Here is a 19,032-nt window from a genome sequence, read left to right as displayed (position 1 = left end):
CCCGGCGGCCCTCGCTGGTGACACATCGCCGGGCGACGGGGCCGCACACGGAAGCGGACGGCATACGGAAACGATCGTCCGTATGCCGTCCGCTCACCTGACGCGAGTCACGTCACTGTCGTGAGTGCCTCACTTGGCGGGGTTCGTCACGTTGACCGTGAGGAAGCCGCCGACGTCCTCGGTCACCGTCGCCTTGACGCCGGCTCCGGCCACCTTCACCGAGTTCTGCGGGGCAGCGCTCGAGTAGTAGGCGTTCGGGTCGGTGTCGTCGAACGTCGGCATGGGCTTGCGGTCGGCCTCGGAGTTGCACGCCTCGAGGGCGTTGACCACCGTCTTGCCCTTGACCTTGCTCGCGACCTGCTTGTGCAGGCAGACCTTGTCGACCGTCTCGAGACCGAACGTCGCGTCGAACGGCTCACGCCGGTTCGACGGGCTGCTGCCGTCGGGGTAGGTCAGCGAGTTCGGCCGCGCGTCGACGGGCAGGGCGTAGCCGGCACCGGGGTGCTGGCTCACGTTGTTGTTCGTGTAGCCCTGGTCGACGAGCCAGACGAGCATGCCGTTCTGGAAGGGGAAGAACTCCACCCAGTCCGGACGCGTGATGGCCTCGCTGAAGTTGTACGGCCCGACCTGGAGGGTCGCGTCGTAGCCGACGTACTGCCGGTTCTCGATGAGGTAGTACCGCGACGCGGTCGTCGTCTCGGAGCCCGTCGAGGCCTTCCAGCCGTCGACGGTCCAGCCGTTGGCGCCCTGCTCGGCACCGTCGGTGAGGACGATGCTCTGACCCACCTTGATGACGATGTTGTCGAGGAACGCACCCGCCTGGTTGACGCCGCCGTCGGTGGCGTAGCGGAACCGGAAGAGGACGTTCTCGGCACCGGGCTTGAACGACCAGCGCTTGCCCGCCCACTTGGCGGCCGTGCCGGTCAGCGGACGGCCGACCTGGGTCCAGCGCGCACCACCGTCGGTGGAGTACTCGGCGTAGAGGTAGTCGTAGTTCTCCTCGATGTCGTACCAGATGTCGGCCGTCACCGTGACCGACTGGCCCGCGGGCACGGTGAGGGCACGGGTCAGCGTGTTGCTGAGGTCGTCGCCGCGACCGGACCACCACGAGTACGTCCCCGCCTTGGGCGTGACGTAGTTCTCGGTGCGGGAGGAGTCGGGCAGGTTGACCTTGAGCGCCTGGTCGGCGTCCGTGTAGGTGTTCTGCGACGGCCCGAGCTTGTAGGTGCCGCTGTCGCCGGGGTTGACCTCGGTGTAGTCGAGCCAGCCGAGGTAGTTCTTCTCCTCCGGGCCGAGCCCACCGGGGACGGTGCCGATGCCCTCGTTCGCGGCGGCGCCGCGGCTCAGCCACGAGCCGGACGACATGAGCGTCCAGAAGGCCGTGCCGTTCTCGCCACCGGCGGTGTCGTAGTAGTCCGGCAGACCGAGGTCGTGGCCGAACTCGTGGGCGAAGACGCCGAGGCCGCCGTTCTCCGGCTCGACGGTGTAGTCGCCGATCCAGATGCCGGAGTCGCCGATCTGCACGCCACCGTTGAGGTTCTCGGCGCCGCCGACGGTCGGGCCCGTCGAGCCGGCGTCGGTGCTGTTGACGAACCAGCGGTGCGACCAGATGGCGTCCTCACCCGCGCCGGCCTCCTCGCCACCACCAGCGTGGACCGCCTGGAAGTGGTCGATGTAGCCGTCGGGCTCGTTGAAGTCGCCGTCGTTGTCGAAGTCGTTGCGGTCCCACTTGTCGAACTGGGACAGCTCGGCCTTGATCTCGTCGGCCGACTTGCCGGCCGCGACCTGGGCGTCGTACCAGGCGTTGCCGGCGTCGCGGATGAACGCCCACGAGCCGCCCGCGTCCTCGATGGCGTTGTCGCCGTAGGACGAGGCGTTGCCGGGCACCGTCACCCAGTCGCTCACCGTGTTGATCGCGGTGTAGCGACCACCGGACTGCTTGAGGTAGTAGTCCTTGAAGGAGTCGCCGTCGCCGTTGAACATCTCCTCGTAGTGCTGCTTGGAGAAGTCCGGCACCCAGTAGGTCGAGTTGTCCTTGGTGCGGTCCGGCTGCGGGATCTGGTTGTGCAGCGGTCCGGGGGTCGTGCCGTACTTGCCCGAGCCCTGGTTGCCGAACTCCGCGAGAATCGTGAAGACGGTGTCCTGCTTGTCGAGCGGGAACTCGACGACGTCACCGGCCGCCTCGGAGAGGGCGACCGTGGCGCCGCCGCCGGCCTGCTTCTGCAGGGTGGCCTTGCCGTTGCGCAGCAGGGCCATGGCCTTCTGCCGCTTCTTGGCCTGCTCGGCCGTGTTCGGGCCGGGCCGGTTGTCCGGTCGGCTCGTCGTCGAGTCCTTGGCGGCGGGGGCGCCACCGTCCGGCGCGGCCTGCGCACCCATGGGGGCCAGGCTCACCGCCAGCGCGGCCCCGGCCGCGATGGCCAGGGCGCGAGTGTGTCGTCGTGTCACGGTTCCTCCAGTGTCGACGCCGCGGCAGGGGTAGCCGCAGCACCCTGCAGTCTGACCACCCTCCCAGCATTTGCACAACGGTTTCTGTGGTTTCTTTTACCTGCCCTTTACCTTGCGTGCGGGGCTGCTCACGCTCGCGCCCGTCTTGGCGGGGCGCTCTGACAGGATCGGGCCCATGAGCGAGCAGCCCACCCCTCCGGCCGAGACGACGAACCCCTACGGCACGGGCGCCCAGGCCGCGCCGCAGAAGCGGATCCGCGTCCCCCACCTGCAGAAGATGAAGGAGACCGGCGAGAAGTGGGCGATGCTCACGGCCTACGACATGTACGCCGCGGAGATCTTCGACGAGGCCGGCATCCCATGCCTGCTCGTCGGCGACTCGGCCGGCAACAACGTCTACGGCTTCGAGACGACCGTGCCGGTCACCGTCGACCACCTCGTGCCGCTGTGCCGGGCCGTGACGTCGGCCGCAAAGCACGCCATGGTCGTCGCGGACCTCCCGTTCGGCTCCTACCAGGCCAGCCCGCAGCAAGCCCTCGCCACGGCGACGCGGTTCATGAAGGAGGGCCTCGCCCACGCCGTCAAGCTCGAGGGCGGCAAGGCGATGGTCCCCGAGGTCGAGCTGCTCGTGCGCGCCGGAATCCCCGTCATGGGGCACATCGGCTTCACCCCGCAGAGCGAGCACGTCCTCGGCGGCTACCGCGTCCAGGGCCGCGGCTCCGGCGCCGACGCCCTCCTCGAGGACGCTCTCGCGCTGCAGGAAGCGGGCTGTTTCGCCATCGTCATGGAGATGGTCCCCGCCCCGCTGGCGAAGCGGGTCACCGAGGAGCTGCGCATCCCGACGGTCGGCATCGGCGCCGGGCCGGACTGCGACGCCCAGGTCCTCGTCTGGCAGGACATGGCCGGCCTGCGCGGCGGCCGGATGCCGCGCTTCGTCAAGAAGTACCTCGACATGCGCGCCGAGCTCGGCCGCGCGGCGGCGGAGTACGCCGCGGAGGTCCGCTCGGGGGCGTTCCCGGCAGCGGAGCACAGCTTCGAGGAGTGAGCCCACACGCACGGTGAGGCGGTATGCCGGGTGCGCACCCGGCATACCGCCTCACCTGTGTCGTTCGGGGCTCAGTCCTCGAGGTCGGAGTCGTCCCAGGTGGCGTTCCGGTCCTCCCACTCGCGGTCCTCCGCGTCCCAGTCCTCGGTGTTCTCGCGGGCCGTGGCGAGCGCGTTGCGGGCCTCGTCCTCGGTCTCGTAGGGGCCCATGACGTCGTCGTTGCGGCTGCGGTTCTCGTCGGTCTCGACCTGCTTGGTCGCGATGTTGTACCAGTACGCCACGTCATCCTCCTGGGGGTCGCTGTGCGGCACTCTGCCTAGACTCCACCGTATGCCGCTGACCTACGGAAGTGTCGCACCGGGCGAGGTGTCCCCTCGCCGCGACGTCCCCTCCTCGATCGAGCGACCGGAGTACGTCGACAAGGCCGCACCGGACAAGAACCTCTCCCCGGAGGTCAAGGACGCCGAGACGATCGAGCTGATGCGGGTCGCGGGTCGCCTTGCGGCACAGGCGATGGAGGCCGCAGCGGCGGTCATCGAGCCGGGCGTGACGACGGACGAGATCGACCGGGTCGGCCACGAGTTCCTGCTCGACCACGGCGCGTACCCGTCCACGCTGGGTTACCGCGGCTTCCCGAAGTCGCTGTGCACCTCGGTCAACGAGGTCGTCTGCCACGGCATCCCCGACTCGCGCCGCCTCGAGGACGGCGACATCGTCAACATCGACATCACGGCCTACATCGGCGGGGTGCACGGTGACACGGACGCGACCTACCTCTGCGGGGACGTCGACGAGGAGTCGCGCCTGCTCGTCGAGCGCACGCGCGAGGCGATGATGCGCGGCATCAAGGCGGCGCTCCCGGGTCGACAGATCAACATCATCGGTCGCGTCATCGAGAGCTATGCCAAGCGGTTCGGCTACGGCGTGGTGCGCGACTTCACCGGCCACGGGATCGGGCGCTCGTTCCACTCGGGGCTCATCGTCCCGCACTACGACGCGGCGCCGTCCTACGACACCGTCATCGAGCCGGGCATGACCTTCACCATCGAGCCGATGCTCAACCTCGGCACCGCCGACTGGGAGATGTGGGACGACGACTGGACCGTCGTGACGAAGGACCGCAAGCGCTCTGCCCAGTTCGAGCACACGATCCTCATCACCGACTCCGGCAACGAGATCCTCACCCTCCCCTGACCGCACCACCGCCAACCGCGACGAAGGAGTCCTCACGATGACGAAGAAGAAGCCCGGCCTGCCCCTCGGTATCGACGTCGGTGGGAGTGGCATCAAGGGCGCCCCGGTCGACCTCGACAAGGGTGACTTCGCGGGCAAGCGCAAGCGCATCGACACCCCGGCGAAGTCCACGCCCGAAGCCGTCGCCGACGTCATCGACCAGATCGTCGACCACTTCGACGAGGTGCGCGGTGACTCCCCCATCGGGATCACCGTCCCGGCCGTCGTCACCCAGGGCGTCGTCCGGTCGGCCGCGAACATCGACAAGTCGTGGCTCGACTTCGACGCCGAGCCGATGCTCGAGAAGCGCCTCGGCCACGACATCGTCCTCGTCAACGACGCCGACGCCGCCGGTGTCGCCGAGATCCACTACGGCGCGGCGAAGGGGCAGAAGGGCCTCGTCATCGTCACGACCCTCGGCACCGGCATCGGCAGTGCCTTCATCTTCAACGGCACGCTCATCCCGAACTCCGAGCTCGGTCACCTCGAGATCGACGGGTTCGACGCCGAGAAGCGCGCCGCCTCATCGGTCAAGGACAACGAGGGGCTCTCCTACGAGGAGTGGGCGGAGCGCCTGCAGCGCTACTACTCCCACGTCGAGAACCTCTTCTGGCCGGATCTCTTCGTCGTCGGTGGCGGCGTCTCCAAGGACGCCGAGGAGTTCCTGCCGCTGCTGAAGATCCGCACCAAGATCGTCGCCGCCGAGCTCGAGAACCGGGCCGGCATCATCGGCGCCGCGCACCTCGCGCAGGAGTACCACGACAACCGCCGCTGACCCGGCCCACCTCCCGGACTGAGTGCGCTCGGTGAGCGGACGGCATACGGCACGACCCGCGTAGCGGGCCCGGCGGCCGGCTCAGCGCTGTCGGGCGACGAGCATGGCCTTCTTGGGGACCTTCTTGTCGAGGTCGTACTTGGCCTTCTTGCCGGTCGTGAGCTGCTCGGCGTAGCCCATCTTCGCGAGGCGCATGAGGACGACCGGGCACTGCTTGCAGCGCGGCTTGTCCTTGCAGCACTTCTTCTTCGCGGAGACCGTGGGCATGCCGGGAGCGTAGGTGAGCCTTACCTAAACCGCCAAACCGTGCCCGCGGGTCGGACTATTGGCCGAACTCGACCACTCCCCGGCCGGCAAGGTCGTGAACGCGCGTGCGAGGGCCACCCATGGCATCGGCCTGCGCAAGGTAGATCGTCCGCCCGTTCTCGCTGAGCAGCCCATCGTGGATCGGGATCGCCGCCGGCGGGTTGAGCCGCCGCAGGAACCCGGTCGTGTCGCGGCTGAGCGCCCAGGGTGCGTTGAGCGGGAATGCGACGACGTCGACCTCGCCCGGGTCCTGGTCGAGAGCGTCCCCGGGATGGAACAGGCTCGGCTCGCCGTCCGCTCGCAGCACGACACCGACGTTCGGGATGCGGGCGATCTCCTCGTGGATGAGGGCGTGTGTCTCGCCGACGGGCGTGATCGTCACCGCCCCGATCCTGGTGTCACCGTCGTGGACCTCACCCTCGACGCCGAGGCGGGCGAGCACGTCGGTGCTGCCCGGGTCGGTGAGGACGCGGGCCCCGGGGTTGGCCCGCACGAGGCTCTCGAACCGGTCCTCGTCGAGGTGGTCCGGGTGCTGGTGCGTCACGATGATCGCGCTGAGGTCGCGCAGGTCCTCGAAGCCCTCGGTGAACGAGCCGGGGTCGATGAGGATGCGCTCGCCGGCGATCTCGACGAGGAGACAGGCATGGCCGAGGTGCGTGATCCGCATAACTTCACCGTATGCCGGGTGCGCACCGCCCGCACTCCCCCGCACCACGCGTCCTACCCGGCGGCTGGTGGTGCGGACGAGTCAGTCATAAGCCGGGTTCTGTCCCGTGGCCGGTTGCCCGGGTCACGGTGACGGTCATCCATCTCGGACCACTGTTGCCAGTGGCCTCCAGCGCTCTACCCGTGTGCTCGGGCGGGCCGCCCTGATGACGCACACTGTCTGAGCTTGCTCCGGGTGGGGTTTACCGAGCCGACCTGGTCACCCAGGCCGCTGGTGGTCTCTTACACCACCGTTTCACCCTTACCGCCCGGCCGAGGCCGGGAGGCGGTCTGTTCTCTGTGGCACTGTCCCGCGGGTCACCCCGGGTGGCTGTTGGCCACCACCGTGCCCTGTGGAGCCCGGACTTTCCTCGACGTGGTTGCCCACGACGCGACCGTCGGACTGACTCGTCCGCACCGAGCGATCATACGGCCCGGCACGGCCCGAACGAACCGTCAGACGACGGTGAAGCTCATCTGGCCCTGGCTCACGTCGACGGTGTCGAGGCGCACGCGCACCTCGGCACCCGGCTCGGCCTCGCCCTTGGCGCGGGTGAGGACCGGCAGCTCGAGCAGCTGGACCTCGACGCCCTTGTTGTCGCGCTCGACGACGACGGCGGCGAACTCCTCGCCGACGCGCGGGTGGAGGACGGCCGCCTCGACGGCGTTGGCGCTGAGGCTCTCAGCGGTCCCGGCTCGGCGGTCGGACTCCTTCATGATCTCGGGCAGGCTCGGCAGCGCCTCGCGCACCCACTGCGGGATCTCGGCATCGCGGCTGATGGCCTCACAGATGACGAGCCCGAACCGGTCGACGAGCCGGCGCAGCGGCGCAGTGACGTGGGCGTAGGCGTCCGCGACGGCGGCGTGCTCGACCTGCTCGGGCACGTCACCGTCGAAGGGCGTGTAGCCCGCCCCACGGAACAGTGCGGTCGCGGCGTGGATGAGCGCGAGGTGCTTGGGGTTGGTGCGGTCGAGGCTGCGGAGGAAGTCGCCATAGCTCTGCTCGGCCGGCCAGGGCGCACCGAGAGCCTTGGCCTGTCGGCGGAACCGGGCGACCGCACCCTGGTCGGCGGCGGGCATGGTGCGCAGGATGCCGACACCGGCGTGCAGCATCATGTCGGCGGCCGCCATGCCCGTGAGCAGCGAGATCTGGGCGTTCCAGTCCTCGCTGCTGCGAGGCGGCCGGAAGGTCAGGGTGAAGTTGCCGTCGTCGCCGAGGTGCACCTCCTGCTCGGGCATGGGCAGGCTCGCCCCGCCGCGCAGCTGCTCCTGGCGGATGCGCTTCTCGCCGATCTCCTTGAGCAGGACCCAGCGCTCGTCGGTCGTCCCGGCGTCGACCTGCTCCTGGACCCAGACGTAGTCGAAGCGCTCGACAGAGCGCACGAGGGCGCGGTAGACCTCGGCGCTCGTCTGCTCGCCTTCGCCGTCGAGCCGGATGTCCCAGACGTATGCCGGCCGCACCTGTCCCGGGAGCAGGCTCGCCGCGCCCTCGCTGAGGACGGGAGGGTGCAGGGGGACGCGCGTGTCGGGGAGGTAGATCGTCTGGCCGCGCTTGCGTGCCTCGGTGTCGACCGCGCCGCCCGGGGTGACGAAGGCGGGGACGTCGGCGATGGCGTAGCGAACGCGGTAGCCCTCACCGTCGCGCTCGAGGCACATCGCCTGGTCGAGGTCCATCGACGTCGCCGGGTCGAGGGTGACGAACGGGACTGCGGTCTCGTCGCGCTCCGGCGGAGCCGGCGGGTTCGCCGCAACCTGCTCGGCCTCGGCCTGCACCTCGGGCGGGAAGGTCTCACTCGCACCGACCTCGGCGCGGATCGCGGAGAAGCGGGCGAGGAGGGTCTCGCGCAGGGTCTCCGAGGTCGTCGCGTCGGCCGGGGCAAGACTGATCTGGCGCTGAGGCATGTGCGTCAACCTACTAGGCGCATGCCACGTAGGGTGACGGGCGTGCTCATCCTGCTGCCGCCGTCGGAGTCGAAGACGGGACGCCGTCGGGGGAAGCCGGCCGACCCGGCCACGTGGTCCTTCCCGGAGCTCACGGAGACCCGCACGACGGTCGCGAAGCACCTGCGCCGCGTGAGCGAGTCACCCACCGCGACAACGGATCTCGGCGTCACACCGGGACTGGCAGGCGAGGTCGCCAACAACCTTGTCCTCGACACCGCGCCGTCGGCACCTGCGGCAGAGGTCTACACCGGTGTGCTCTACGACGCGCTTGGGCTCGCCACCATGGATGCCGCGGCACGCCGCCGCGCGAACCGCTGGCTCGTCATCGTCTCGGCCCTGCACGGCGCGGTCCGACCGACCGACCGGATCACGCCGTACCGCCTCTCGATGGACGTCAACCTGCCCGGGCTCGGCCCGGTCGCCGCCGCATGGCGGCCGATCCTCGACGGGCCGCTCGCCGAGGCCGCCGGGCGCGAGGTCGTCGTGGACTGTCGATCATCGACGTATGCCGCCGCGTGGACTCCGCGCGGTGACGTCGCCGACCGATGGGTCCAGGTGCGCGTGCCCGGGGCGAGCCACATGGCCAAGCACACGCGCGGCCTCGTCGCGCGGCACCTGTGCATTGCCGGTGAGCGCGCCCGCACCCCCGAGCGGCTCGCGGAGATCGTCGGCTCGGCCTTCGACGTCGGGCTCACTCCCCCGGCGAAGCCCGGCAAGCCTTGGATCCTCGACGCCCTCACCCGTCCCGAACTCACCCAATCGGACGGTTAGGGACACACCCACCCGTCCCGAACTCACCCAATCGGACGGTTAGGGACGCGCGGCGGCGGTTCCGGAGGTGAGGGGACGCCAGCGGCGCCCGGGGCCCTTGCGCAGCTCCCACCGGCCGCACCGGGCGATCTCGCCGAGGTCGTCGACGAGGGCACGGACGACCGCCTCCGCCTCGTCGTCCTCGGAGCCGTCACCGGTGGACGGCACGACGAAACGCAGGTGCACCTGGGGCTGCGGCCGGACGCCCGTCGCACCGGCGACCTCGACGGAGCGGTCCTCGACGACGTGGGTGCTCGCGACGATGCGCTCGGCCGCCGGCAGGACGTCCTCCGGCCGCACACCGGGCAGCACGCCGAGAATGTCGACAGCGACCCGGTAGGACGGCATCAGGCGTCGAGCGCTCCGGCCAGGGCGGCCTCGACGTCCTCGACGAGGTCGCTGGCGTCCTCGAGCCCGACCGAGATGCGGATGGTGCCGTCAGTGATGCCGACCGCGGCGCGCGCCTCGTCCGAGAGCCGGCGGTGCGTCGTCGTCGCGGGATGCGTCACGAGGGACTTGGTGTCGCCGAGGTTGTTGGAGATGTCGACGAGGCGCAACGCGTTCATGATCGCGAAGGCCTTGTCCTTGCCGCCGTCGACCTCGAACGTCACGACCGTGCCACCACCGGTCATCTGCCGCTGCGCCAGCTCGTGCTGCGGGTGTGACTCGAGCATGGGGTGCACGACGCGGACGATGCCGTCCCGCCCTTCAAGGTGACGCGCCAAGGCCAGCGCGGACGCGTGCATGCGCTCGACCCGCAGGCTCATCGTCTCGAGCCCCTTGGTCAGCACCCACGCGTTGAACGGCGACATCGACGGGCCCGTGTGCCGCATGAGGTTCTTCACCGGGCCGTCGATGAACTCGGCCGGCCCGAGGACGGCGCCGCCGAGGACGCGACCCTGACCGTCGATGTGCTTCGTCGCCGAGTAGACGACGATGTCGGCGCCGTGGTCGAGCGGGCGCGAGAAGACCGGCGTCCCGAAGACGTTGTCGACAACGACCTTGGCCCCGACAGCGTGCGCGAGTTCCGAGACGGCCGCGATGTCGACGAGCTCCTGCATCGGGTTGCTCGGCGTCTCGAAGAAGACCGCCGCCGTCGGCTCGGACAGGGCCTCGCGCCACTGGTCGAGGTCGGGCCCGTCGACGAAGACGGCCTCGACCCCGAACCGCGGCAGGATCTCGTCGATGATGACGAAGCACGACCCGAAGAGCGCCCGGGACGCGACGATCCGGTCGCCCTCACCACAGAGCGCGGCGAGCGCGACCCACACGGCGGCCATGCCGGACGCCGTCGCGAAACAGGCCTCGGCTCCCTCGAGCAGCCGCAGCCGCTCCTCGAACGTCGCCACGGTGGGGTTGCCGTAGCGGCTGTAGATGAACTTGTCGATCTCGTCCTTGAACGCCGCCTCGGCCTCCTCGGCGGACGAGTAGACGAAGCCGGAGGTGAGGAACATCGCCTCGCTGGTCTCGTCGAAACCGCTGCGGGACAGGCCTCCTCGTACCGCGAGGGTGTCGGGACGGAACGCGTCGCCGGGGGTCACGTCGGCCATGTCAGCCCTGCCTCCACGGCAGCCCGGCGACCTTCCAGCCGGCGAGCGTGCGGTGGCCGTCGGCGTCGTGGCCGCCCTCGAACCCGTCAAGGACGTTGTATGCCGGCCCGAGACCGGCGGCGGTCGCCGCCTCCGCAGCCGCGACCGACCTCACCCCGGACCGGCACAGGAAGTACAGCGGCGTCCCCTCGCGCACACCGGCCTCGCGCAGCTGGTCGACGAATCGCTCGTTGCGGCGACCATCGGGGTAGGACTGCCATTCGACGAGCACCGGCTCATGCGACGAGTCCAGTTGTGGCACACCGACGTACGACCACTCCGCATGGGTGCGCACGTCGACGAGGACGGCGTCCTGCGAACCGGTCACCGCGGCATACGCGTCCTGCGGGGTGACGTCACCGGCATAGCTCATGACGCCAGCGTAGGCCGCGCCGCGTGACCGCAGCGGGCAGCGCTCAGAGACCGGACTCGGGCGTGCGCACGAGGATGCGGCGGCACTCCTCGTGACGGAGCACCTCGTCCTCGGGCGCGTCCTTGATGGCACGCAGCTCCACCGCATTGAGCTCGAGCTGGCACCCGAGGCAGCGGCGCTGACGCAGTGCGGCTGCGCCGGTGCCGCTCATTTCGCGGATCTTGTCGTAGAGCCCGACGAGGTCGGCCCCGACCTCGTCCACGAGCCCCGCGCGTGGGGCACCCACGCTCGACGCCTCGTCGTCGAGCTCGGCGAAGCGCGCATCCCGTTCCGCGGCAAGGGAGTCGAGCCGTTCGGTCAGCTCTCCACGCCCGCGCTCGAGCTCGCCGAGGTCGGACTGGATCGCCTCGGCGCGCTCCATGACCTCGAGCTCGACCTCCTCGAGCTCGCCCTGGCGGCGAGCGAGGGACTCGAGCTCGTGCTGGATCGCCGTGAGGTCCTTGGCCGTCCCGACACCGGAGTCGAGGCGCTGCTGGTCCCGGGCGGCTCGGTCGCGCACCTGCTGGACGTCGGCGTCGGCCTTCGCGACCTCGCGTTGGACGTCGCCGAGCTCGGTGCGAGTGCGCACGAGCTGGTCGTCGATGAGCCGCGCCTTGCCCTCGAGGTCCTCGATCTCGGCGAGCTGCGGGAGAGTGCGCCGGGCGTGCGCGATCTGCGACAAGCGCGTGTCGAGAGCCTGGAGGTCGAGCAGCTTGAGCTGACGCTGGGGGTCGGCCTTCACGGGGTGCCTCCGAGGTTGTCGGCGCCGACCGTGAATGTCCACGGGTCGGTGCGCACTGTGCTGATGTCGACCTCCACCCTAAGCGCATCGGTCAGCGCGTCCCGCAGGTCAGGAAGCCACACCGACTCGCTCGACCAGTGGCCGGCATCGACGAGGTAGGGCGGCCCACCCCTGGCCTCCTCGCGCGCCTCCGACGCCGGGTGGTGGCGCAGGTCGGCCGTGACGTAGACATCGGCGCCACTCGACCGCACCGCGGTGAACTGGTCGTCCCCGGCTCCCCCGAGCACCGCGACCTTCTCGACCGGCGCGTCGGCCGGGCCCGCGACCCTCAGCCCGACCGCGGACTGCGGGAGGGCGGCATACAGGCCCTGCGCGAAGGCACCCAGTGACATCGGCGACGGCAGGCGCCCGACGCGACCCAGCGGCTGCTCCTCGACGATCGCGAGCGCCTCGACGTCGATGAGCCCGGCCGCGCGCGCCAGCGCCTCGTTGACCCCGCGCTCGGCGACGTCGGCGTTGGTGTGCGCGACGTAGAGCGCGATGTCCCCGACGACGAGCTCGGTGACGCTCGCACCCTTGGCGGTCGTCGTGGCGACCGAGTGCACGCCGCGCATGAGCAACGGGTGGTGCGTCACGAGCAGGTTCGCGCCGACCGCGCGCGCCTCGGCGATGACCTCGAGCGTCGGGTCGAGGGCGAGCAGGATGCGCTCGACGGGCTGCTCGAGGTCTCCGGTGACGAGGCCGACCTGGTCCCAGGACTGGGCGGTGGCGGGCGGATAGAGGCTCTCGAGGACGTCGACGACGTCGCGCAGCCGATGAGTCATGTGGGCCCGGCCGGCCTCGAACCGACGACACCCGCGGTGTAAACGCGGTGCTCTACCACCTGAGCTACAGGCCCCGGCGCGGCAACGAGCCGCGACCGGTCGCCCATTGTGTCAGGCGGGCGTCAGGCGCGGGCGAGGGCGGCGTGGTAGCCGCTGAAGTCGCGCCGCTCACCGATGCCGGTCACGAGGGACCAGCGGACGATCCCTTCGGGGTCGACGAGGAACGTGCCCCGCAGCGCGACCCCGGCCTGCTCGTCGAAGACGCCGTACGCGCGGGCCACCTCGCCGTGCGGCCAGAAGTCCGACAGCAGCGGGAAGAAGTAGCCTTCGCGGTCGGCATACGCACGCAGCGAGAACATCGCGTCGCACGAGATGGTGAGCACCTGCACGTCGTCGCTGACGAACGCCCCGAGGTCGTCGCGGATCTCGGTGAGCTCGCCGGTGCAGATGCCCGAGAACGCCCACGGGTAGAACACGAGCAGGACGCTCTTGTCGCCGCGGAAGTCGGCGAGCGAGACGTCGGCGCCGTTCTGGTCGCGCAGCGTGAACTCGGGGGCGCGCTCCCCCACGGCGAGACCGGCCTGGACGTCACTCATGGCAGGCAGTCTGCCGCAGAGTGGCCGCGCGAGTCAGCGGCGGGCCTTCGTCGCGACGAGCTTGGTCGCTCGCCATGTTGACGAGAGCGGGAAGGCGCCGGCCGTGTGCAGGCCCGCGGTCGTCGCGGCCTCGTCGAGCTCGGCGGCGTCGACGGCACCTGCGTCCGCGTCCTTCGGCGTGAGCGCGACGACGAACCCGCCGTCGCCGAGGACGCCCACGAGGGTGATGAGCGCGTCGGTGAGGTCGCCGTCCTCGTCGCGCCACCACAGCACGACGGCGTCGACCTCGCCGGTGTAGTCCTCGTCCTCGAGGTCGGACCCGACGACGTCCTCGACGGCGAAGCGCACGTCGTTGTCGACGTCGTCGTCCCAGCCGACCTCCTGCACGATCTGCTCCGCGGCGAACCCGAGGCGCGCCACGACGTCCGGCAGGTCACCGCCGTTGTCGGCAGGTGGTGCAGGGGCGTTCACTGATGCGTCCTTTCGTCGTCCCGTCGCGCGACGGGGTCGTGGGGTATGCCGTCCGCGGGCTTCGCGGGCTCGGTCGCCGGATGCTCCGGCGCCACTAGTTGACCTGTTGTGCCGTATGCCGTGCAACCGGTTCGTGGGATTCGGTCGCCGTCCGAGACGAGCACGTCGCCACCGCTGGAGCGGGCCCGGGTGAGCCGACGCGCCTCGCGAGCGCGGGCCGCTTCGTCGTGCAACAGCGCGGTCGCCACGTCGACGTCGAGGTGGCGGGCCGCGACGGTCACGGGTCCGGGGGTGGAGACGAGCGTGACACCGGCGAGTCGCCGTCGCCGCTCCCACGGCCCCTGCTCGAGCGTGAGCGACTGCACCCGGGCGTGCGGCATCGAGGCGACGCGCCGCGACAGGCGGCCGGTGCGCACGAGCAGGGAGTGCGCCGTGACGGCGAACCCGGCGCGTCGCCAGCTGAGCCAGTCGAAGACCCGGGCGCGCTCCGAGACGAGGGTCCAGCCCCCGGTCGTGCCGTCCCCGAGCGCGGCCTGCCGCAGGTCGTCCTCGGACAGTGCCGGGTCGAGCAGGGTGAGCACGCGGAGCGCCTGATCGAAGGTGCCGACGGGGAGCATCGTCGTCTCGTCGGCCTCCCCGGTGGCGCCCTCCGAGCCGACGCCCGCGACGTTGACCCGCACCCGCCACCAGCCGAACCGGCGCCACCACAACGGCTGCACCATCTCGACGGCCTGGATCCGGTGCAGTGGCACGGAGGTCGTGCGCTTGTCGGTGAGGCCATGCTGCACGCGCACCGACCGACCCGTCTCGGCGAGCCGGAAGTTGCCGTGCTTGAGCAGCTCCTGGACGCGGTTCACGGCGACACCGAACGCGATCGGGCCGAGCGCGGGCAACGCGACCACGGCTCCGGTCAGCGCGGAGAAGGACGTCCCGTATGCCGCGATCGCGGCACCTCCCGCGACGAACGCCATGGCCCCGAGGAAGATCGTCCCGCCGTGCAGGATCGTCGCGACGAAGAGTCGCGAGTTCGGGACGCGGAGCACCTCGCGCCCCTCGTCGCGTGACGCGGCCGGCGTGGCGGGCTGGGACCCGTCGGGACCGTCCGACACCAGCCGGTCCTCGGCATCGAGACGGGTCTCGTCGCTGCGTCCGGCGAGGTCGAGCAGCTCGCGCCGAACCTCGTCGGCCCGGCCGGCGCCGAGGAAGGCCAGCTTGAGGTGGGAGTCGCCACCCCCGGCCGACTGGACGACGACCTGGGAGAGGCCGGTGAGCTGCGCGAGGAGGGGGCGGCTGATCTCGATCGCCTGGACCCGCGCGAGCGGGACCTGCCGGTGCTCACGGAAGAGCCAGCCCTTGCGGTACTCGATCTGGCCGTCGGCGACGCGGAACTTCGCGAACCGCCACGACAGCCACCCGAAGAAGCCGACGAGGGCGAGGAACCCGACGATGACGGCGGCGGCGACGAGCGAGTGGTCGAAGAGGTAGCCGAGACCGTCGCTCACCCCCGGTCCGTCGTCGCCGCTCTCACCCTCCCCCGCGGACCGGAAGACGTCGTCGACGAGCTGCGACGCGGCATACCCGACGATGCCGAGGCCGACGAGACCGCCGCGCACGATCGGCGACAACGGGTGGAGGTGCTGCCAGTCACCGAGGGATGAGGTGGGAGGCCGCGAGTTGGCTTGTGTCACAGGCCTGCTCGCTGTGCCTCACCGCGCGCAGCCAGCCGGCCGCGCAGCGCCTCGGCCTCCTCCAGCGGCAGGCCGGGAAGGGTCCCACCGCTGGCCGGTGAGGCCGTGTGGAACTCACACGACGCGATGCCGCGCGATCGCATGAGGGGCCCGGACTCGACGTCGATGTACTGGAGCCGGCCGTAGGGGATGCTCACGAGGGAGCGCCAGAGCCGGCCCTTGCGGATGACGATCTCCTCGTCGAGCTCGATCCACGAGATCGCCGACACCTGCCGGACGATGAGCCAGGTCCCCCAGGCGAGCAGCGCCGCCACGACCCCCGCCCCGATCCCGAACCACGGGCTGACGAACAGGGCAGCCAGCACGAACCCGATCAGGAACGGCCCCAACCACACGAAGAGAGTGATGAGCCGGACGGTGCGCAGCGCCGGAGACACCGGGCGCCACGCGAGCTCACCACCGCGGAGGGTGACGGCGGACGGGTCGGGCTGGGACGGCATACGCCCAAGACTGCCAGCCGGACCGAGTGTGACGGCCACCACTCCGGGTGACAGGATGGTTCGAGGCGACCACCGGTGTCGCCGTCAGGGCGACCGACCGGCCGCCGAGTGAAGTAGAAGGGACAGACGTCGTGACGTTCCGCGAGGAAGCCGGCCCCATCCTCAATGGCCTCCCCAGCAGCCTCACCGACATCGACCCCGAGGAGACCTCGGAGTGGCTCGACTCGTTGGACAGCCTCATCGACGAGGGCGGCCGCCAGCGCGCCCGCTACGTCATGCTGCGACTGCTGGAGCGCGCTCGGGAGAACCAGATCGGCGTCCCGTCGCTGACCGCGACCGACTACGTCAACACCATCGACCAGGAGCAGGAGCCCTGGTTCCCCGGTGACGAGGAGGTCGAGCGGCAGTACCGCCGGTGGATCCGCTGGAACGCCGCGGTCATGGTGCACCGCGCCCAGCGCCCCGGCATCTCGGTCGGCGGGCACATCTCGACGTATGCGTCCGCGGCGACGCTCTACGAGGTCGGGATGAACCACTTCTTCCGCGGCCAGGACCACCCCGGCGGCGGCGACCAGGTCTTCTTCCAGGGCCACGCCTCCCCCGGCATGTATGCGCGCTCGTTCCTCGAGGGCCGTCTCGGCGAGACCGAGCTCGACGGTTTCCGCCAGGAGAAGTCGCACATCGTGGACGGGCAGATCCGGGCGCTGTCGTCCTACCCCCACCCGCGGATGATGCCGGAGTACTGGCAGTTCCCGACGGTGTCGATGGGCATCGGGCCGATGAACGCGATCTACCAGGCGCAGTTCAACAAGTACCTTCATGGCCGCGGCATCAAGGACACGTCCGAGCAGCGGGTGTGGGCCTTCCTCGGCGACGGTGAGATGGACGAGCCGGAGTCGCGCGGGCTGCTCCAGCTGGCGGCGAACGAGGAGCTCGACAACCTCACCTTCGTCATCAACTGCAACCTGCAGCGCCTCGACGGCCCGGTGCGCGGCAACGGCAAGATCATCCAGGAGCTCGAGGCGTTCTTCCGCGGCGCCGGCTGGAACGTCATCAAGGTCATCTGGGGCCGCGGGTGGGACCCGCTGCTCGCCGCCGACCGCGACCACGCGCTGCGGCACATCATGAACACGACGACCGACGGTGACTACCAGACGTTCCGCGCGAACGACGGCGCCTACGTCCGTGAGCACTTCTTCGGGCGCGACCCGCGCACCCGCAAGATGGTCGAGGGCATGACCGACGACCAGATCTGGCACGACCTGCAGCGCGGCGGGCACGACTACCGCAAGGTGTTCGCCGGCTACCAGGCCGCGGTCAACCACACCGGTCAGCCGACGGTGATCCTCGCCCACACGATCAAGGGCTACAACCTCGGCAGCCACTTCGCCGGACGCAACGCGACCCACCAGATGAAGAAGATGACGGTGGACGACCTCAAGACGTTCCGCGACGTGCTGCGCCTGCCGATCACCGACGCGCAGATCGACGAGAACCCCTACGAGCCGCCGTACTTCAACCCCGGCCCGAACGACCCGACGATCCAGTACATGCTCGAGCGCCGCAAGGAGCTCGGCGGCTGGGTGCCGGAGCGGCGCAGCAAGTACACCCAGGTCCAGCTGCCCGGCGACGACGCCTACAAGCAGATGAAGAAGGGCTCGGGCAAGCAGCAGGTGGCCACGACGATGGCCTTCGTCCGGCTGCTCAAGGACCTCATGCGGGACAAGGAGTTCGGCAAGCGGATCGTCCCGATCATCCCCGACGAGGCGCGCACGTTCGGCATGGACAGCTTCTTCCCGACGCTGAAGATCTACAACCCGCACGGGCAGAACTACACGCCCGTCGACCACGACCTCATGCTGAGCTATCGCGAGTCGGAGACGGGCCAGATCCTGCACGCCGGAATCAACGAGGCCGGTTCGATGGCGGCGTTCACGGCGGCGGGGTCGAGCTACTCGACGCACGGCGAGCCGATGATCCCGATCTACGTCTTCTACTCGATGTTCGGGTTCCAGCGCACCGGCGACTCGATCTGGGCCGCGGCCGACCAGCTGACCCGCGGCTTCCTCATCGGCGCCACCGCGGGCCGCACCACCCTCACGGGTGAGGGGACGCAGCACGCCGACGGGCACTCGCCGCTGCTCGCCTCGACGAACCCGGCGGTCGTCGCTTACGACCCGGCCTACGGCTACGAGATCGCGCACATCATGCGCAGCGGCCTGGAGCGGATGTACGGCGAGGACCCCGAGAACGTCATCTTCTACCTCACCGTCTACAACGAGCCGATCGTCCAGCCGGCCGAGCCGGAGGACGTCGATGTCGACGGCATCGTGCGCGGCATGTACCTGCTGAACAAGGCCGACACCGAGGGCTGGACGCACGAGCCGGCGCGCGCGCAGCTCCTCGCCTCGGGCGTCGGGGTTCCGTGGGCGCTCGAGGCCCAGCGGCTGCTCGCCGACCACTGGGGCGTCGCCGCCGACGTCTGGTCGGTGACCTCGTGGGGCGAACTGCGCCGCGACGGCCTCGCCGCCGACGAGCAGCGCTTCCTCCACCCCGACGAGGAGCAGCGCACGCCCTACGTCACCGAAAAGCTCCAGGACGCGCCCGGCCCGGTCCTCGCGACGTCGGACTACATGCGTGCCGTGCCGGACCAGATCGCCCAGTGGGTGCCGGGCGAGTTCCACTCCCTCGGCGCCGACGGGTTCGGCTTCGCGGACACCCGTCCGGCGGCGCGGCGTTTCTTCCACATCGACGGCCCCTCGCTCGTCGTGCGCACCCTCCAGGTCCTCGCCGAGCGCGGCGAGGTCCCGGCCGACGTGCCGGGCAAGGCCGCCGAGAAGTACGACCTGCTCGACGTGCGCGCCGGCACGAGCGGCAACGAGGGCGGCGACTCCTGACGCTTCTTCGCCGAGGCGCGGAACGACAACGAGAGGCGGTATGCCGGGTG

General features: G+C 70.3%; 19 protein-coding genes, 1 tRNA gene and 1 other RNA gene. 5 read left to right on the top strand and 16 right to left on the bottom strand.

Annotated features, from left to right (window positions below; translation table 11 throughout):
• Positions 1-129 precede the first annotated feature (129 nt).
• Positions 130-2,445, bottom strand: a complete 2,316-nt coding sequence (locus BCF74_RS00885) for an immune inhibitor A domain-containing protein (protein ID WP_245889136.1) — start codon at positions 2,443-2,445, stop codon at positions 130-132.
• A gap of 175 nt (positions 2,446-2,620) precedes the next feature.
• On the opposite strand from BCF74_RS00885, the gene panB reads away from it, so the two are divergent.
• Positions 2,621-3,490, top strand: coding sequence for a 3-methyl-2-oxobutanoate hydroxymethyltransferase (gene panB, locus BCF74_RS00880; protein ID WP_106296066.1), 870 nt, complete (start codon positions 2,621-2,623; stop codon positions 3,488-3,490).
• Between the two features lie 71 nt (positions 3,491-3,561).
• Here panB and BCF74_RS00875 read toward each other — a convergent pair whose 3' ends face one another.
• Positions 3,562-3,771, bottom strand: a complete 210-nt coding sequence (locus tag BCF74_RS00875) for a methionine aminopeptidase (protein WP_106296065.1) — start codon at positions 3,769-3,771, stop codon at positions 3,562-3,564.
• Between the two features lie 49 nt (positions 3,772-3,820).
• Between BCF74_RS00875 and map the strand changes: the two genes are divergently transcribed.
• Together map and ppgK are read left to right on the top strand one after the other, a co-directional pair.
• Entirely contained in the window at positions 3,821-4,684 is an 864-nt protein-coding gene (gene map, locus BCF74_RS00870) for a type I methionyl aminopeptidase (RefSeq protein ID WP_106296064.1), read from the top strand.
• 37 nt (positions 4,685-4,721) lie between these two features.
• The gene (gene ppgK / locus BCF74_RS00865; RefSeq protein ID WP_106296063.1) at positions 4,722-5,498 is read left to right on the top strand and encodes a polyphosphate--glucose phosphotransferase; all 777 of its coding nucleotides are present in this window, start codon (positions 4,722-4,724) and stop codon (positions 5,496-5,498) included.
• Positions 5,499-5,579: 81 nt separating this feature from the next.
• Here ppgK and BCF74_RS00860 read toward each other — a convergent pair whose 3' ends face one another.
• From BCF74_RS00860 to BCF74_RS00845, 4 genes are all read right to left on the bottom strand, one after another.
• Positions 5,580-5,765 (bottom strand): hypothetical protein, encoded by a 186-nt coding sequence (locus tag BCF74_RS00860; protein ID WP_106296062.1) that lies wholly within the window; start codon positions 5,763-5,765, stop codon positions 5,580-5,582.
• 55 nt (positions 5,766-5,820) lie between these two features.
• Complete coding sequence (locus BCF74_RS00855; RefSeq protein ID WP_106296061.1) at positions 5,821-6,471, bottom strand: MBL fold metallo-hydrolase; 651 nt, start codon at positions 6,469-6,471, stop codon at positions 5,821-5,823.
• A gap of 73 nt (positions 6,472-6,544) precedes the next feature.
• Positions 6,545-6,920, bottom strand: an RNA gene (rnpB, locus tag BCF74_RS00850) — RNase P RNA component class A.
• Between the two features lie 45 nt (positions 6,921-6,965).
• Positions 6,966-8,411: an RNB domain-containing ribonuclease gene (locus BCF74_RS00845; protein WP_106296060.1), complete on the bottom strand. Its 1,446-nt coding sequence runs from the start codon at positions 8,409-8,411 to the stop codon at positions 6,966-6,968.
• Positions 8,412-8,453: 42 nt separating this feature from the next.
• Between BCF74_RS00845 and BCF74_RS00840 the strand changes: the two genes are divergently transcribed.
• Positions 8,454-9,224 (top strand): YaaA family protein, encoded by a 771-nt coding sequence (locus tag BCF74_RS00840; RefSeq protein ID WP_170070086.1) that lies wholly within the window; start codon positions 8,454-8,456, stop codon positions 9,222-9,224.
• A 39-nt stretch (positions 9,225-9,263) separates the two neighbouring features.
• On the opposite strand, the gene BCF74_RS00835 is transcribed toward BCF74_RS00840, so the two are convergent.
• The 10 genes from BCF74_RS00835 to BCF74_RS00790 all read right to left on the bottom strand — a co-directional run bounded on the left by BCF74_RS00835 (position 9,264) and on the right by BCF74_RS00790 (position 16,085).
• The gene (locus BCF74_RS00835) at positions 9,264-9,611 is read right to left on the bottom strand and encodes a hypothetical protein (protein ID WP_106296058.1); all 348 of its coding nucleotides are present in this window, start codon (positions 9,609-9,611) and stop codon (positions 9,264-9,266) included.
• A complete protein-coding gene (locus tag BCF74_RS00830) occupies positions 9,611-10,813 on the bottom strand; it encodes an O-succinylhomoserine sulfhydrylase (protein WP_106296057.1) in 1,203 nt (400 codons plus the stop codon). The genes BCF74_RS00835 and BCF74_RS00830 overlap by 1 nt, the downstream gene beginning before the upstream one ends.
• A gap of 1 nt (position 10,814) precedes the next feature.
• Positions 10,815-11,225: a rhodanese-like domain-containing protein gene (locus BCF74_RS00825; RefSeq protein ID WP_106296056.1), complete on the bottom strand. Its 411-nt coding sequence runs from the start codon at positions 11,223-11,225 to the stop codon at positions 10,815-10,817.
• 43 nt (positions 11,226-11,268) lie between these two features.
• Positions 11,269-12,006: a zinc ribbon domain-containing protein gene (locus BCF74_RS00820; RefSeq protein WP_106296055.1), complete on the bottom strand. Its 738-nt coding sequence runs from the start codon at positions 12,004-12,006 to the stop codon at positions 11,269-11,271.
• Positions 12,003-12,830, bottom strand: coding sequence for a Nif3-like dinuclear metal center hexameric protein (locus BCF74_RS00815; protein ID WP_106296054.1), 828 nt, complete (start codon positions 12,828-12,830; stop codon positions 12,003-12,005). The genes BCF74_RS00820 and BCF74_RS00815 overlap by 4 nt, the downstream gene beginning before the upstream one ends.
• A 1-nt stretch (position 12,831) precedes the next feature.
• Positions 12,832-12,904: transfer RNA gene (locus BCF74_RS00810), tRNA-Val, on the bottom strand.
• A 48-nt stretch (positions 12,905-12,952) separates the two neighbouring features.
• Positions 12,953-13,426: a peroxiredoxin gene (locus tag BCF74_RS00805; protein WP_106296053.1), complete on the bottom strand. Its 474-nt coding sequence runs from the start codon at positions 13,424-13,426 to the stop codon at positions 12,953-12,955.
• Positions 13,427-13,459: 33 nt separating this feature from the next.
• The gene (locus BCF74_RS00800) at positions 13,460-13,897 is read right to left on the bottom strand and encodes a DUF3052 domain-containing protein (RefSeq protein ID WP_106296052.1); all 438 of its coding nucleotides are present in this window, start codon (positions 13,895-13,897) and stop codon (positions 13,460-13,462) included.
• Positions 13,894-15,585, bottom strand: coding sequence for a PH domain-containing protein (locus tag BCF74_RS00795; RefSeq protein WP_106296051.1), 1,692 nt, complete (start codon positions 15,583-15,585; stop codon positions 13,894-13,896). Before BCF74_RS00795 ends, BCF74_RS00800 begins: the two co-directional genes overlap by 4 nt.
• Positions 15,582-16,085 (bottom strand): PH domain-containing protein, encoded by a 504-nt coding sequence (locus tag BCF74_RS00790; RefSeq protein ID WP_106296050.1) that lies wholly within the window; start codon positions 16,083-16,085, stop codon positions 15,582-15,584. The genes BCF74_RS00795 and BCF74_RS00790 overlap by 4 nt, the downstream gene beginning before the upstream one ends.
• A 131-nt stretch (positions 16,086-16,216) precedes the next feature.
• On the opposite strand from BCF74_RS00790, the gene aceE reads away from it, so the two are divergent.
• Positions 16,217-18,982, top strand: a complete 2,766-nt coding sequence (gene aceE, locus BCF74_RS00785; RefSeq protein ID WP_106296049.1) for a pyruvate dehydrogenase (acetyl-transferring), homodimeric type — start codon at positions 16,217-16,219, stop codon at positions 18,980-18,982.
• Positions 18,983-19,032 lie beyond the last annotated feature (50 nt).

It is taken from the genome of Knoellia remsis, assembly GCF_003002895.1.
GTDB lineage: Bacteria > Actinomycetota > Actinomycetes > Actinomycetales > Dermatophilaceae > Knoellia > Knoellia remsis.
Note: the sequence above shows the minus strand (reverse complement) of the source record. Positions and strands in the feature narration are given on the sequence as shown.

Excerpts from the sequence above, each read along its gene's own strand:
- map (WP_106296064.1), top strand. The coding sequence starts at position 3,821 with ATGCCGCTGACCTACGGAAGTGTCGCACCGGGCGAGGTGTCCCCTCGC.
- BCF74_RS00835 (WP_106296058.1), bottom strand. The coding sequence starts at position 9,611 with ATGCCGTCCTACCGGGTCGCTGTCGACATTCTCGGCGTGCTGCCCGGT.
- panB (WP_106296066.1), top strand. The coding sequence starts at position 2,621 with ATGAGCGAGCAGCCCACCCCTCCGGCCGAGACGACGAACCCCTACGGC.
- BCF74_RS00815 (WP_106296054.1), bottom strand. The coding sequence starts at position 12,830 with ATGACTCATCGGCTGCGCGACGTCGTCGACGTCCTCGAGAGCCTCTAT.
- BCF74_RS00845 (WP_106296060.1), bottom strand. The coding sequence starts at position 8,411 with ATGCCTCAGCGCCAGATCAGTCTTGCCCCGGCCGACGCGACGACCTCG.
- ppgK (WP_106296063.1), top strand. The coding sequence starts at position 4,722 with ATGACGAAGAAGAAGCCCGGCCTGCCCCTCGGTATCGACGTCGGTGGG.
- BCF74_RS00825 (WP_106296056.1), bottom strand. The coding sequence starts at position 11,225 with ATGAGCTATGCCGGTGACGTCACCCCGCAGGACGCGTATGCCGCGGTG.
- BCF74_RS00790 (WP_106296050.1), bottom strand. The coding sequence starts at position 16,085 with ATGCCGTCCCAGCCCGACCCGTCCGCCGTCACCCTCCGCGGTGGTGAG.
- BCF74_RS00860 (WP_106296062.1), bottom strand. The coding sequence starts at position 5,765 with ATGCCCACGGTCTCCGCGAAGAAGAAGTGCTGCAAGGACAAGCCGCGC.
- BCF74_RS00855 (WP_106296061.1), bottom strand. The coding sequence starts at position 6,471 with ATGCGGATCACGCACCTCGGCCATGCCTGTCTCCTCGTCGAGATCGCC.
- BCF74_RS00805 (WP_106296053.1), bottom strand. The coding sequence starts at position 13,426 with ATGAGTGACGTCCAGGCCGGTCTCGCCGTGGGGGAGCGCGCCCCCGAG.
- BCF74_RS00830 (WP_106296057.1), bottom strand. The coding sequence starts at position 10,813 with ATGGCCGACGTGACCCCCGGCGACGCGTTCCGTCCCGACACCCTCGCG.